The organism is Treponema ruminis (assembly GCF_014201975.1).
In the GTDB taxonomy this organism is placed as follows: Bacteria; Spirochaetota; Spirochaetia; order Treponematales; family Treponemataceae; genus Treponema_D; species Treponema_D ruminis.
The window spans coordinates 1-14,615 of sequence record NZ_JACHFQ010000003.1 but is presented as its reverse complement, the minus strand read 5'-3'; the positions used below and the strand labels follow the sequence as shown (position 1 = coordinate 14,615).

10 protein-coding genes and 1 other RNA gene are annotated in these 14,615 nt (G+C 44.6%); all 11 read left to right on the top strand.

Annotation, left to right across the window (positions count from 1 at the left end; translation table 11 throughout):
• The 11 genes from dnaG (at position 1) to HNP76_RS04570 (ending at position 14,482) form a co-directional block, all read left to right on the top strand.
• A complete protein-coding gene (gene dnaG, locus HNP76_RS04620; RefSeq protein WP_184657975.1) occupies positions 1–1,827 on the top strand; it encodes a DNA primase in 1,827 nt (608 codons plus the stop codon).
• Entirely contained in the window at positions 1,805–3,586 is a 1,782-nt protein-coding gene (gene rpoD, locus HNP76_RS04615; protein ID WP_184657973.1) for an RNA polymerase sigma factor RpoD, read from the top strand. Before dnaG ends, rpoD begins: the two co-directional genes overlap by 23 nt.
• A 139-nt stretch (positions 3,587–3,725) precedes the next feature.
• Complete coding sequence (locus HNP76_RS04610) at positions 3,726–4,592, top strand: zinc ribbon domain-containing protein (RefSeq protein ID WP_184657971.1); 867 nt, start codon at positions 3,726–3,728, stop codon at positions 4,590–4,592.
• A 24-nt stretch (positions 4,593–4,616) separates the two neighbouring features.
• An RNA gene (rnpB, locus tag HNP76_RS04605) (RNase P RNA component class A) lies at positions 4,617–5,021 on the top strand.
• Between the two features lie 24 nt (positions 5,022–5,045).
• Complete coding sequence (locus tag HNP76_RS04600) at positions 5,046–6,005, top strand: tetratricopeptide repeat protein (protein ID WP_184657969.1); 960 nt, start codon at positions 5,046–5,048, stop codon at positions 6,003–6,005.
• Positions 6,006–6,041: 36 nt separating this feature from the next.
• On the top strand, positions 6,042–7,085 hold the full coding sequence (locus HNP76_RS04595) for a rod shape-determining protein (RefSeq protein ID WP_184657967.1): 1,044 nt from the start codon (positions 6,042–6,044) through the stop codon (positions 7,083–7,085).
• Between the two features lie 14 nt (positions 7,086–7,099).
• Positions 7,100–7,954 (top strand): rod shape-determining protein MreC, encoded by an 855-nt coding sequence (gene mreC, locus HNP76_RS04590; RefSeq protein ID WP_184657965.1) that lies wholly within the window; start codon positions 7,100–7,102, stop codon positions 7,952–7,954.
• 11 nt (positions 7,955–7,965) lie between these two features.
• On the top strand, positions 7,966–8,475 hold the full coding sequence (mreD, locus tag HNP76_RS04585; RefSeq protein WP_184657963.1) for a rod shape-determining protein MreD: 510 nt from the start codon (positions 7,966–7,968) through the stop codon (positions 8,473–8,475).
• Positions 8,476–10,383: a penicillin-binding protein 2 gene (gene mrdA / locus HNP76_RS04580; protein WP_184657961.1), complete on the top strand. Its 1,908-nt coding sequence runs from the start codon at positions 8,476–8,478 to the stop codon at positions 10,381–10,383.
• A 16-nt stretch (positions 10,384–10,399) separates the two neighbouring features.
• Positions 10,400–11,713 (top strand): rod shape-determining protein RodA, encoded by a 1,314-nt coding sequence (gene rodA / locus HNP76_RS04575; protein WP_184658555.1) that lies wholly within the window; start codon positions 10,400–10,402, stop codon positions 11,711–11,713.
• Between the two features lie 33 nt (positions 11,714–11,746).
• Complete coding sequence (locus HNP76_RS04570; RefSeq protein ID WP_184657959.1) at positions 11,747–14,482, top strand: TIGR03960 family B12-binding radical SAM protein; 2,736 nt, start codon at positions 11,747–11,749, stop codon at positions 14,480–14,482.
• Positions 14,483–14,615: the final 133 nt, after the last annotated feature.

Genomic DNA, 14,615 nt, shown 5'->3' with positions numbered 1-14,615 from the left:
ATGGAAGGAATTATTTCTCAGGAGACAATAGACGCCGTAAATTCTCAATCGGACATAGTTGCAGTTGTTGGTGATTATGTTCAGCTCGAAAATCGTGGAAATCAGTGGTGGGGCTGTTGTCCCTTTCATCACGAAAAAACGCCGTCCTTCTGCGTTACCCCGGAAAAGAAAATGTATTACTGCTTTGGCTGTCATGCCGGCGGAAATGCGATAACCTTTGTAAAGGAAATGGAGAAGGTTAACTTTCCTGAAGCGGTAAAAATCTTGGCCAAGAAATTTAACATTGAAATCAAATATTCCAGCACTTTTGCTCCTTCTGCTCAAAAGACGGATAATTCAAAGGAGCTTTACATAGACCTTTACAGCCGCGTAGCGGATATGTTTCATTACGGTCTTTTAAAGACTGATGCGGGAAAATTTGCCCTTGAATACATTACCAAGCGCGGAATTACGATGGAGACGATTGAAAAATTTAAGCTGGGCTATTCCCCGGCTGACAGAAGCTGGCTCAAGCGTTTCCTTAAATCCAAAAATTTCAGCGACGAATTCCTTGCAAAATCGGGTCTTTTCAGCAAGAAATACCCCGACGTAGCTTTTTTCTCAGACCGCCTCATGTTTCCGATTTTTGACAGGCGGGGGCAGACTCTTGCCTTTGGCGGCCGCTTTTTGCGCGGAGATCCGGAAAAATCGCCGAAATATCTCAATTCCGGCGATTTGATTCAGTATCAGAAGGGTGAGACCCTTTACGCCTTTAACTTTGCCAAGAATTCAATCCGCGAAAATAAAAAAGTGATTTTCTGCGAGGGCTACATGGACTGCATTGCCTACCACCAGTGCGGAATCACTTATGCGGTCGCTCCCTTGGGAACTGCCCTCACTGATGACCAGATAAAAATCGTGCGCGGTTTTGCTGATACAATCCTCCTTTCCTTTGACTCAGACGGAGCCGGTCAGAAGGCAACCTGGCGTGCAATCTTGATGTGCCGGCGGCAGGGGCTTACGGTTAAGATAATCCGCCTCCACAACGCAAAAGATCCTGCGGAAATTATGCTGAATTTTGGTGCGGATACCTTGACGAATGAAGTAAATTCCGCTATATTAGATAGTGATTATCTGTTGAGTTTTCTGTCGCAAAAGTACCAGAAAGATACTCCGGAGGGAAAGGCTAAGTTCGCGCTTGAATTTTTCCCTTACATTGATGCGTTACAGACCGATATACAGAAGGAATCAAGTCTGGAGCTCTTGGGGCGGACTCTAAACATCTCCCTTGAGGCGGTAAAAAGGGATTTTAATAATCGTGAAGATGTAAAAAAACGAACTCTAAGCGTAAATACGGAAGGTCAAAAGCCGGTTTCGAATGGCGTCGTCGTCAATTCGGAGTTCAGGGCTCTTCTGGCCGTCTTGTCCGATACAAATCAGTTTGAACTGATGCAGAGTCGTTTAACCGAAGATGATTTTGAAAACCCTTCCGCGAGAACTTTGTTTTCCGTTCTTAAGGAGTGTTACGAGTCGGGGGATTTGTCTTTTGTTTCCGTGCTAAATCATTGCAATCATGACGGCATTAAACAGAAAATTACTGAGTCTGTTTCCAGGGGGGAATTTTCTCAGTGTACGGCCCAGTCTGTTGCGGAAAGCGTGGAACGGCTGCAGATTAACAGCCTCAAGCGAAAGCGAAAAGAAATCCTTCAGCAAATGAACTCCCTGCAGGGGCAGCTCAGCATTCCTGCCAATCAAGAATTGATGACAAGGCTCTTCGAGCAGAAAAAGCTTATTGACGAAAAAATTAATAATAAAGGACTGGAATATGGATCAGGAACTGGATCCTAAAGTTGAAAAACTTTTAGAGTATGCTAAGGATAAGCAGATCGTTTCTTGGGACGAGATTAATGAGATTCTTGGTCAGGATTTTGTTAATTCACCCAAAATGGAAGATGTGCTTCAACTTTTAACCCAGAACAACATTCAGGTCATGGAAGAAGTTACCGACCTGGACGAAGAAGCCGATGCAGATGACGATGATTTGCTCGACGATGAGGATGCGGACGAGGTTGGTGCTACCGATGACGAGCTGGCTGCGGCCAGGCTTGTAAACGGTGACAAGGATTCTAACGTTGACGACCCAATCCGCCTTTATCTGCGTGAAATCGGTAAAGAAAAGCTTCTTACTGCAGAGCAGGAAGTTACATATTCCAAGCAGATGGAAGAAGGTGAGAACATCATTAAGGATGTAATCAAAAGATCCGGCATGATGATTCCAGAGTTCTTCGCAATCTGTCAGAAGGCATTTGCCAAAATTGATCCTCATGAACCTGGAAAGGCCCGTAAGGAAATCAATGAGGCTCAGGCTGAAAAACGACGTCTTAAGAGCTATTACGGTGAAAACCTCAAGGCCTGCAAAGAGAACATGAAGATTTACATGAACCTCAAAAAACAGCTTTTTGAGGCAAACCAGTCTCGTGAAATCTTTGACAACGAGCAGATTCTTGAGTTGCGTACAAAAATCCTGCCTGAATTGCAGAAAATCGACATTCAGTCAGAGGAAATTGATAAATTCAGTGCCAAATTTGTTGAGGCAACCCAGAAAATCAGTGAATTCCGCCACAAGCAGGAACACAAAATGAAGGAGCTGCGCATTTCAAATCCTGCAGAGCTCCGAAGTCTTGGCCGCCGCCTTGCAATCCATTCTGAAGCCCTCAAGCTTGAGAATGAGCTTGGCCTTAAAAGTGACGAAATCCGCGATATTTATACTCAGATTCAGAAGATTGACCGCAAGCTCCGTCGCATGGAGTACGATTTTGAGAACAATGTTGAGGAAATCCTCACAATGGCTGATGAAATCGAGCGCGGCCGCAAGATGCTTGAAAAGGCAAAGAACAAGCTGATTAACGCCAACCTCCGTCTTGTTGTTTCTATTGCAAAGAAATATACAAACCGCGGACTTCAGTTCTTTGATTTGGTTCAGGAAGGAAACATCGGTCTTATCAAGGCTGTCGAGAAGTTTGAGTACCGCAAGGGCTACAAATTCTCAACATATGCTACATGGTGGATCCGTCAGGCAATCACCCGCTCAATTTCTGACCAGGCCCGGACAATCCGAGTTCCTGTTCACATGATTGAGCAGATCAACAAGGTTGTACGCGAAGGCCGTCAGCTCATGCAGAAGCTTGGCCGTGAACCAACCGACGAAGAGATCGCACAGCAGCTTGGCTGGCCTGTTACAAGGGTCAAGCAGGTTAAAAACGTTGCCCGTGAGCCTATTTCTTTGGAAACTCCGATCGGTGAGGAAGAGGATTCGCAGTTGGGAGATTTCATCGAGGATAAGGATGTTGAAAATCCAGCAAACCAGACTGCTTACACGCTTTTGCAGGAGCAGCTCAGGTCGGTTCTCAATACCTTGCCGTCGAGGGAGCAGGAAGTCCTCAAGATGCGCTTTGGTCTTGATGACGGATACAGCCTTACTTTGGAAGAAGTCGGCTTGTATTTCAATGTAACCCGAGAACGAATCCGACAGATTGAGGCTAAGGCTTTGCGCCGGCTCCGACATCCGCGCCGGGCAAGTGGTCTTAGGGACTATATCGAGATGTGACAGATTGTGTAAATCTTGTTATAAATTAAGTATAAACAGCCGTTTGTGATAGACATAAACGGCTATTTTTTATATACTTTTGTGATAAATTAACAGAAATTTCTAATTTTTAGAATTCTGAGTTTTGAGGTCTTTTAACATGGAAATGACAGAAGTTTTCGACAAACTTAAATCTCTTCAGGATGTTTTGGTAGAAAAATACGATCTTGAAAAAAAGATTGATGCTTCCCCAAAACAGCTTGACTCTCAGGACGAGCTCCTTGCACGTCTCAAAAAAGAATATATCGAAAAAAATAAGAGCTACGAAGAAGTTCGTGCTGTTGTAGAGCACCTTAAACGCGAGCTTTCAGAGGCTGAGGCTTCACGCGAATCTGGTGAGAAGAGCATGGATTCAATCACATCTCATCGTGAATACGAAGCTCTCGACAAGCAGATTTCTGAGGCTACAGAAAAAGAAGCTGCTGTCCGCAAAGACCTGCTCCGCGAGGAGAAAAAGCTTGCTGAGCTTAACGAGTCTCTCAAGGCTGACGAGGCAATGATTAAGGCTCAGGAAGATGACCTTAATTCTAGCAAAGACGCTCTTTCACAGCAGATTCAGGATTACAAGAATCAGCTCGAAGATTTGAATAAACAGGAGCAGGAGCTCACACCTGGTCTCAATCAGGAAATCGTTTATAAATTCCAGCGTATCATTCAGCGCAACTCTCAGGGTATCGTTGCCGTTCGCAACGGTGTCTGCACTGGCTGTCAGATGATTCTTCCTGGCCAGTTTGCAAATGAAGTTCGTGACGGTGAGAAGATTCTCTTCTGTCCTTACTGCTCTCGAATTCTCTTCTACCAGGAAGTTGAAGAGGGAGAGGTTGAGGATTATTCAACACTTGAAGAGACTGGCAGCCTCGCTGATTTCGAAGATGAATTCGCTGATGAGCGCGATGAAGACGAAGTTGAGGAAGGCGATAACGAGAACAATCTCGATGACGAAAAGTCAATGGCTTTTGATGACTAGTCTTTAATATTAAAGCGAAAATTTCAGAAAAGATATAACCGTGCCTGACCCGCTTATGACAGCGGGCTTGGGTGAGGAAAGTCCGGGCTCCACCGGAAAAAACGCCGGGTAATTACCGGGCAGAAAGAGGAACTTGCATGGCTCGCCCTGCATAAGCCTTTTTTCTGACAGACAGTGCCACAGAGAATATACCGCCTTCGGGTAAGGGTGAAAAGGTGAGGTAAGAGCTCACCGCAGTTCTGGCAACAGGGCTGGCATGGTAAACCTCGTTTGGAGCAAGGCCAAGTAGCAGTCAGGTTTTCCGGACTATTGGCTGCGGGTAGGCTGCTAAAGGCTTTTGGCAACAAAAGTTTCGGATAGATGGTTATGCGGGCTTTTCTTTTTTTGAAAAGTTCAGGACAGAACCCGGCTTATTGTCTTTTCTGTTTTTTTATTTTTGGGTGGACGGGGATAATGAAATTAAAGGCTTTACAGACAAGAGAAATCTTCAAAAAAAAGAGCCATTTCTTAAAAAAACTCCTGATTTGTATTTTTTTTGCCGTCTCTGTCACCGTTGGAGTCTTTTTTGCCTACCGGGCAATTGATTCAAAAATCAACAAGGGAAATTCAATCATAAACTTAAAGTCAAAATGGAAGGTTTATGATTATCAGCAGGTTTACGACATAAGTTCTGCAATTCTTTATAAATCACCTTTTAATATAACAGCCCGCACTTATAACGGTTATGCGGCTTTCTTTCTTGCAGTTTCCAGCTCGGATGTCGTTCAGTCTCTTTCTTATCTCGATGAAGCTATAAATTCACTCAGAATTGCCTTGCAGGGGGCAAAATTCGGGGCTGTATCGCAGATTGAGTACATGCTGGGAAAGGCTTATTTTTACAAGGATTTTCATTCTTCTTACTATTACTACGCTGATCTGGCAGTTTACTATCTTCTTAAAGCCAAAAAAGACGGCTATAAGGCTGATGATATTCCTGAGCTGCTGGGCTTGAGCTATGCGGCCCTGGGTATGACCATGGAAAGCATTTCAGCCTTTACCGAGGCCCTTCTGGTCCGGGAGTCGGATATTCTTCTTCTTTCAATTGCCGAGCAGTATCACAATGTCGGTCAGGATAATGCGGCTGAGCAGTACCTCTTCCGAATCTCTCAGAACTGCAAGGATGAGCAGATTATTCTGAAAAGTCACCTTTTAATGGGAAATATAGCCCTTCAAAGGGAGAACTTTGAGGATGCGGAAAAAGAATTTAATTTTATTTTGGAAAAAAATGAAAATTCTGCTGACGCTTTATACGGATTGGGTGTAATATATGAGAAGCAGGGTGATATGGTCAAGGCCCGCTCTGAATGGAGAAAAGCCTTGAGAATCCAGAATAATCATCCGCTCGCATTGAAAAAAATGTCGGAAATAAAGTAAAATATATTAATATAAAAAGTTTGGGAGGACTTTTTCATGGGTTTCTTTGACCGGTTTTCAACTGATATTGGTATTGATTTAGGTACATGTAATACATTGATTTACGTGCGGGGTAAGGGCATCGTCGTTGATGAGCCTTCCGTTGTTGCCGTAGAGAAGGGCACAAAGCACGTTTGGGCTGTAGGCGCTGAGGCTAAGCGCATGCTCTGGAAAACTCCGGGCAACATTGACGCAATCCGTCCTCTGGCAGACGGTGTCATCGCTGATATCGACAGCTGCGAAAAAATGATTAAATATTTCATTTCAAAGGTAATTTCGCGCCATCAGCTTTTCAAATCTACACGAATGAAAATCGGCATTCCTTCATGCATTACTCAGGTAGAGCGCCGTGCTGTAATCGAAACAGCACTTAAGGCTGGCGCAAAGGAAGTTGACGTTATCGAAGAGTCACTTGCTGCTGCAATCGGTGCTCAGATTCCAATCAACGAGCCGGCCGGTCACATGATCTGTGATATCGGCGGCGGTACAACAGAAGTTTCAGTAATTTCTTTGGGCGGCATGGTCGTTACAAAGGCTATCCGCGTTGGTGGTGATAAATTCGATGAGGCAATCATGAAGTATGTCCTCAACGTTCACAACCTCCGCATTGGTCAGCAGACTGCAGAGCGCCTCAAGATTCAGATTGGAAACGCTTTGCAGGACAAGGACAAGGCCATCGAAAAGATGGAAGTCCGCGGTAACGATGCAATCACAGGTCTTCCTCGCCGTCTTGAAATCGACAGTGTTGAGGTTCGCGAGGCCCTTAAATCAACAGTCAATGAAATCGTCGAGCTCATCAAAGTCACATTGGGTGAAACTCCTTCTGAGCTTGCCGCAGATATCGTTGAGCGCGGTATCGTAATGAGCGGTGGCGGAAGTATGCTTAAAGGCTTGCCAAAGCTCATTTCAAAGGAAACTGGCGTTCCTGTTATTTTGGTCGAAAAACCACTCGAATGTGTTGCCCTTGGTGCCGGTCAGGCATTTGACCTCTTCAAGGATATGTCTTCTGACAGGGCTATCTACGACAACCTTAACGACTAGTTTTTAGATTCAGAATGGCTTCGAAACATTCGTTCAAATTCGGCTTATCAGAATTTCTTCTCATCGGATTCGTGGTCTTTTCCGGCATCATGCTGGCTTTTCACTCAGGCGGATTTGTCGTCAACTTTCAGCAGGTTGGATTCACGGCTCTTTCTTCAATGCAGAAGGGCGTGAGTGCAGTCGCTTCTGGAATAGGGGACACATTCAATGCCGTAAAGGAACTTGCCCGCCTGCGCGAAGAAAACAAGGAACTCACTGAACGACTCAAAAATTACGAGATTCTTCAGCGCAGCAATACCGACATCAAAAAAGAAAACGAAAGGCTTAAGGAGCAGCTGGGCTTTTCACTCTCCCTTCAAGAAAAGAATTATCCGGCTCAGATTATTTCCCGAAATCCTGACAGTCTTTACTCAGCCTTTACAATCAATAAAGGTAGCCGCCACGGAATCCGCAAGAACATGCCTGTTCTTGCCATTCAGGGTGGAATTGTCGGCTTGGTCGGCAAGGTAGTTACAGTCGGTGCCCTTACAAGTCTTGTAATGCCGATTTATGACTCAAAATGTTCTGTTTCGGCCCGAATTCAAAATACCCGTGATATAGGTCTTGTCACAGGCGATGGAAGCGTGGATTCTCCGCTCAACATGACCTATATCAAAAAACGAGTTCTCGATGAACTCCAGGTTGGTGACTTGATTGTTACCAGCGGTGAAAGCGGCAATTTTATGGGCGATATCCCGATCGGTTCAATTTCGGACATTAAGGTCCTTGATTATGATTCTTCTTTGTCAATAAAGGTTATGCCGGTTATTGATTTTTCGCGTATTGAAATGGTCATTGTCTCTGATTTGCATGAGATGAATGTCAAATAAGAGGAGAGAAAATGTTAAAATCTTTTTCAGTTTCAGCTTTGATTCTTCTCTGTTTTGTAATATTTGAGACTGCAATCCTTTCAAATATGCTTTTCCTTCCGGCCGTTCCGGATTTTCTTCTTATCATAACCCTTTATCTTTCTGTCAATAATGGAAGGTTTTTTGGTGTTTCTTCCGGCTTTGTTTCCGGTCTTTTTCTTGATTTTCTCAGTGCTTCTCCTTTTGGCCTTCACAGTCTTTTGAGGACTGTAATCGGTTATGTTGCGGGAATTTTCAATAAAACCCTTAATATGGCCGGTATTTTCCTGCCTGTAATGATTGGTTTCTTTGCAACTTTGATGAAAGCAGTCCTTATTTTCGTAATTTCAGTTTTCTTTGCTGATTCCGTAGTGCCGTATTCCCTCTTTTCAAAGGCATTTTTGTTTGAGCTTGCCGCAAATTCAATACTGACGCCGATTGTCTTCAAGTTCCTGAATGTTTTCAGTGATTTGATTTTACTTGATCCTGAGAAGGTTTCGTAAATGCAGGATTATTTTAACACAGAGAATGGTTCGGTTGAACAGAATGCAAAAGTTGTAATCTTCGCTTTTATCATCATGGCGATTTTTGCATTATATGTGCTCAAACTTTTTTCCCTGCAGGTTATTGAAGGCGCCCAGTATCGAAAGCAGTCGCAGACAATCTCAAGCCAGGTTAAGACAATTGATGCCCAGCGCGGTGAAATCTTTGACCGTAACGCTTCCATGCCTATGGTCATCAATACGGATTCTTTCGCTGTGGATTTGACTCCTGCTGAAATTCCTGCTGGTCATTACGATTCTGTTACTTCAAGACTGGCAGTTTTTCTGGGAATCTCTAAAAACGAAATTGACCGCAAGATTGAGCCAGCTCTCCGCCGCTCATATACGGCTGTTGAAGTCCGTTCCAACGTCACTTTCAGCACAATCTCAAATATCGCAGAAAACATTACGGATTTGCCTGGGGTTTCATGGCGAAGCAAGCCTGTCCGAAATTATGTTGAGACCGGCTCTATTTCTCATGTCGTCGGCTATGTAGGTGACATCACTAAAGAAGAAGTTAAAGTTATGTATAACATAACGGACAAGGATAAGCGCCGTGTCTATACAAATAAATCCATCATCGGAAAAACCGGCGTTGAAAAACAGTATGATCTGCTTCTTCAGGGACGCCAGGGGCGAGAAAGCCGTACCGTCGACGTCCGAGGCCACATTCTTTCTGACACTCCGATTGTAGAGCCGCCTCAGATGGGCAAAAATCTTGTGCTTACAATTGACATGCGGATTCAGGAGCTTGCAGAAAAGGCTCTTGGTGAGCGGGTAGGGGCTGCAGTAGTCCTGCGGCCCAGTAACGGTGAGGTTCTGGCCATGGTTTCATATCCTTTTTATGACCAGAATCTTTTTAATGACGACAATGCTTCGACCCAGTATAACAAACTTGCTACCAGTCCCAACAAGCCTCTTTTGAACCGGGCTGTAAATGCGGCCTATCCTCCGGCTTCGACATTCAAAATCATTATGTCTACGGCTATGCTTGCGGAAAAAGCTTTTTCTTCTGCAAAGGATATAGATTGTTCCGGACGTGTTGATTACGGTAACCGAATCTTCCACTGTCACCAGAAGTGGGGTCATGGCAAGCTCAACATGAAGGAAGCCCTTGCCCAGTCCTGCGACGTTTACTATTGGATTGTCGGCCGCGATTTTCTGGGCGTAGACAAGATTTCTTCCTATGCAAAGGAATTCGGCTTCGGTGAAAGCCTTGATATTGACCTGCCAGCCCAGCAGTCTGGCTTCGTTCCTACAGCTCCATGGAAGGAGCGCCGTTTCCACCAGAAATGGCTGGGCGGTGATACAATGAACATGTCAATCGGTCAGGGATATACCCTGGTTACGCCACTTCACATTGCTAATATGGTTGCCATGGTTGCAAATGAGGGTAAAATCTATCGTCCTCATCTTTTGAAGGAAGTCCGTGATCCGGCCACAAACGATGTAATTGAGGAAGTAAAACCCCAGATTCTTCATGAGTCAAATATCGATGAAGCCGTATGGCGGGAAGTTCAGAATGCCATGCGCTATACAATCACAGACGGAACCCCGGCCTTTCCTCTTAACAATAAGGTCGTTCAGATTGCCGGAAAAACCGGTACTGCTGAGGTCGGCTCCCTTGACCACTGGCATTCATGGATGGCTTGCTATGCTCCTTTCAATGCTCCGGTCGAGGAACAGGTTGTTGTCGTTGTTCTTGTTGAGGCTGCAAATGAATGGGAATGGTGGGCTCCATATGCCACGAACATAATTTTCCAGGGAATCTTTGCAAATCAGACTTATGATGAGGCTGTCCAGGCTCTTCCTGCAAATGTCCGTGATGTAATTCGTTCCAGAAAGCATTCAAGCGTCCGTCAGGAGTAAGGAGGATAATATGAAATTGAATTTGAAATTCCTGCAATTTTTTGATTTTATTCTCTTTTTCTGTGTTGCGGCCCTGGTCACTTTCGGAATCCTTTTTATTTATTCTTCCGGTATAAACTCAGACGGCGAGAATGTTTCTTCTGAGTATGTAAAGCAGATTATCTGGGGCGGTTCAGGCATGCTTATGATGCTGGGTGTCTCTCTGCTTGATTACAGGCGCTTCAACCGTTATATTCCTCAAATTTTTGCCGCAGCCTGTGCAGTCCTTATTTTTACGAAGTTTTTCGGCCGCTATGTCAATGGTGCGCGAAGCTGGCTCGGCATCGGTCCTTTTGGCATTCAGCCGTCAGAATTTACGAAAGTCGTTTTCATCCTTTTCCTTGCCTGGTATCTGGATAAAACGAAGAAAACCCAGGATCAGAGAAAGCGTTTTATAATCTCCCTTTTTATCATGTTCATCCCTATGGGACTTATTCTCGCTCAGCCTGACCTTGGAACTTCCCTCGTATATTTCCCGATTTTCCTTGCGATGACTTTTATCGCGGGAATTCCTGTGCGTTACATTCTTTTTATCTTCCTTGGCGGAATGATGACGATTACATTTACTGTCCTTCCGATTTGGGAAAGCCAGATTGCCCATCATTCGGTGATTTTCATCCGCGTGCTTACAAACACGACTTTGCGCCTTATCCTTATTTTTGCGACAGGTTCAATCGGCGTTCTTTCCATGCTGGGAATGTTCTTCTACCGCCACAACAAGTATTTCTATTGGATTTCCTATTTTGCGGCAATTTTCTGCGGTGCCTTGATTTTTTCTTATTTTGCCGGAAAAGTCCTCAAGGAATACCAGGTTATGCGCCTTATCGTATTCATTGACCCTTACGCTGACCCTCGTGGAGCGGGCTGGAACATTATTCAGTCAAAAACCGCTATCGGTTCAGGAAACCTTTTGGGCCGCGGATATTTGCAGGGAACTCAGAGTCACTACCGCTTTTTGCCTGAGCAGAGCACGGACTTTATCTTCAGCATCCTTTCTGAGGAACTTGGCTTTGTCGGCTGCATGGCGGTTTTTGCCCTTTACTTTTTGATTTTTATGCGTACGATTTTCATCATCAAGAACGCTTCCAATACATTCGGACTTATGATTGCCTCTGGCGTTTTGGGAATGTTCGTCTTCCATTTCCTTGTAAATGTCGGAATGGTAATGGGAATCATGCCTATTACGGGAATCCCCCTCCTGTTTTTGAGCTACGGCGGCTCATCTTTGTGGACGGCCATGATTTGCGTCGGCCTTTTGATGAGCGTATCGTCTAGAAAATTCGGTTTTTAATTTGCCTTATTCTTGTCTAAACAAAGGAATATTATGAATCTTATCAAACCTATTGAACTTTTTGGAAATGAACTCTGTTCTGTGCAGAATCCGTCAAGCTATACTGGCGGTGAATTCGGTCAGATTGTAAAAAAACATGCTGATTCTGACTCTCTCTTCAATTTCTGTGTGGCTTTTCCTGATGTCTACACAATCGGAATGGCAAATCAGGCGATAAAAATCATTTACAACGGCCTCAACAAAATGAAAGACGTTCGCTGTGAGCGTGTTTTTGCGGTTGAGACTGACTTTGAGGACCTGCTTAAAAAATATAATGCTCCTTTGTATACCCTTGAAACCGGAATGCCCTTGAATGAGCTTGACATGATCGGTTTTTCAATCGGCTACGAGCTTGGAATCACCGGCGCCCTTTCAATCCTTGACCTGGGACGGATTCCGCTTTTAAAGAAGGACAGGGGAGAGGACGACCCGATTGTTATTGCTGGCGGCTGCGGTTCCACAAATCCGGCTCCTTTCTCGGACTTTTTTGACGCGGTTTTCATCGGTGAGGCCGAGGGCGGAATGTTCGACCTTATCGAAGAATGTGCACAAATGAAAAAAGAGGGAGCTTTACGTTCAGAAATCCTTGCTCATTTTGCCGGTCACCCCAGTGTCTGGACGGAGGACATGAGCGAGGAAAAATGCGGCCACAGCATTGCGCGAAGGGCTGTCTGGTCTGATTTCGGCAAGGTTCCATCGGTTGAGTCCTTCATGCCGCTTCCAAACGTTAAGCCTGTTCAGGATCACGGTGTTGTCGAGATTATGCGGGGCTGTCCGAACGGCTGCCGTTTCTGTCATGCGGGTGTTTATTACCGTCCCCAGCGTGCCAAGGAAAAGCAGCTGATTTTTGATGATGTAGACAAGCTGGTTAATATCGCAGGCTATCGTGAAATTTCACTTACTTCGCTTTCGAGCGCGGATTATCCTGACATTGAGAACCTTCTTGATGATTTGAACGCAAAATACAAGAGTCAGAATGTCTCTTTCCAGCTTCCATCGCTTAAAGTAAACAGTTTTTCCCTTCCTTTGCTCGAAAAACTATCGGAAGTTCGTAAATCTGGCCTTACTTTTGCCGTTGAAACCCCGGAAGAAGCCTGGCAGCTGCGCTTGAACAAGGAAGTTTACGCCCAGCATCTGGTTGACGTAATTCTTGATGCAAAAAAACGCGGTTGGAACAAGGCCAAGTTCTATTTTATGGTCGGTCTTCCTTTCCCGGAGACAGACGAACTCACCGAAGAAAAAGCCATCGTTGATTTTCTGATTGATTTGCAGAACCGAACGAGAATCCAGTGCAATGTCAATGTTGGAACCTTTATTCCAAAGCCTCACACAGCCTACCAGTGGGTAAGGCAGATTTCTCCTGAAGAGAGTGACCGAAAGCTTTCCTATATCCGAGAGCATCTTCCAAGGGGCAAATTTCATGTCGGAACTCACGATATTAACACGAGTTATCTTGAAGGACTCCTTTCGCGGGGAGACAAGCGGGCAGGGCAGGTCATTCTTTCGGCTTACAAAAAGGGCGCAAGGCTTGATGCCTGGGAAAATCACCTGAAGGAAAACCTAAAGCATTGGGAATCTGCCTTTGCAGAAGCTGATTATGATGTAAAGGAATCGATTCTGCGGGAGAGAAGCAAGGATGAGCCTTTGCCCTGGGATTCAGTTTCCCTTGGTGTCGCAAAGAATTTTTACAAAAAAGAATGGGATAAAAACGAGCGGGAAGAGCTGACTCCAAAATGCGCGCCAAACTGCGACCACAGATGCGGTGTCTGCAACAATAAAACCTGCGTAAATATTGATAATAAACCTCAGAATGTACAGAAAAGTGAACAGATTGTTGGTAATTCTGTCTACCCGGAATGGAATATTCCTGTAATGTACCGCGTGATTTTCGAATTTACCAAGAAAAACGGCGGAGAATATATTTCCCATCTGTCTCAGGTGGAATTTTTCAACCGGGCCTTCATTAAATGCAATCTTCCGGTCATCTATACGACAGGTTTTAATCCGCTTCCACGCCTTGAATTCGCCTCAACCTTGTCTCTTGGCATTTCTTCTGATGCTGAAATCGCCTCAACTGTACTTTACGAGGATACAAGCGAAAAAGATTTCATCGAGGCCTTGAACCGCCATCTTCCTCAGTCAATTCAGATTCAAAAAGCCTTTATTTTCCCGGTTACAAACCAGAGGCGGCGTGAGTCACTGAGCACTGGCCTGTGGGGAAATATCTATGAATACAGTTTTAAGTGCGCCCCAGAAGAAGTGAAGGGCTTTCTGGCTTCGAATCTTGCCAAGCCATTCCTGGAAGAAGATTCTCTCTGTGACTTTAAACTTGATGAGAATGACGGACGTAAACTTATCGCAAAACTTTTGTTCCAGAAAGACCGTCCTTTCCGCAATGCGCTTGAGGAATACTTCGGCAAAAAAATCTGGGAAATCGTTACGATTCATAAAATCAAAACGCTTGCAAAACCTGACATTACAGGCTGGACCAGCGAGATAAATGCCGCATATCAGTCTTCTCTTGAGGCGATGAAAAAGCATTCCGAGATGATTGCAATCAACGCCCGCTTCAAGGAAAAGATTTTGAGTCCGGAAGAAAACATGAATTCCGCAAGTGACAACGCGATTTCTTATTTTGAACTGTATGATAAAATCGCATTGATTAACCGTCAGCTCATCGAACAGCGTGACAGCCTCATGGCAAAAAAAACTGAGAAAAGCAAAAAGTAAGCAGGCGGATGGAAATTTCACCAAAATGGCATTTATAGTGACATGAACCCCTAATAGGTGACGTTTTTTTGCTGATTTCAATAATCCTAAAAATAGTTGTTTAGGTCAACCCTTATTCTTTTCCTAGTGGATA

Excerpts from the sequence above, each read along its gene's own strand:
- dnaG (WP_184657975.1), top strand. The coding sequence starts at position 1 with ATGGAAGGAATTATTTCTCAGGAGACAATAGACGCCGTAAATTCTCAA.
- rpoD (WP_184657973.1), top strand. The coding sequence starts at position 1,805 with ATGGATCAGGAACTGGATCCTAAAGTTGAAAAACTTTTAGAGTATGCT.
- HNP76_RS04610 (WP_184657971.1), top strand. The coding sequence starts at position 3,726 with ATGGAAATGACAGAAGTTTTCGACAAACTTAAATCTCTTCAGGATGTT.
- HNP76_RS04600 (WP_184657969.1), top strand. The coding sequence starts at position 5,046 with ATGAAATTAAAGGCTTTACAGACAAGAGAAATCTTCAAAAAAAAGAGC.
- HNP76_RS04595 (WP_184657967.1), top strand. The coding sequence starts at position 6,042 with ATGGGTTTCTTTGACCGGTTTTCAACTGATATTGGTATTGATTTAGGT.
- mreC (WP_184657965.1), top strand. The coding sequence starts at position 7,100 with ATGGCTTCGAAACATTCGTTCAAATTCGGCTTATCAGAATTTCTTCTC.
- mreD (WP_184657963.1), top strand. The coding sequence starts at position 7,966 with ATGTTAAAATCTTTTTCAGTTTCAGCTTTGATTCTTCTCTGTTTTGTA.
- mrdA (WP_184657961.1), top strand. The coding sequence starts at position 8,476 with ATGCAGGATTATTTTAACACAGAGAATGGTTCGGTTGAACAGAATGCA.
- HNP76_RS04570 (WP_184657959.1), top strand. The coding sequence starts at position 11,747 with ATGAATCTTATCAAACCTATTGAACTTTTTGGAAATGAACTCTGTTCT.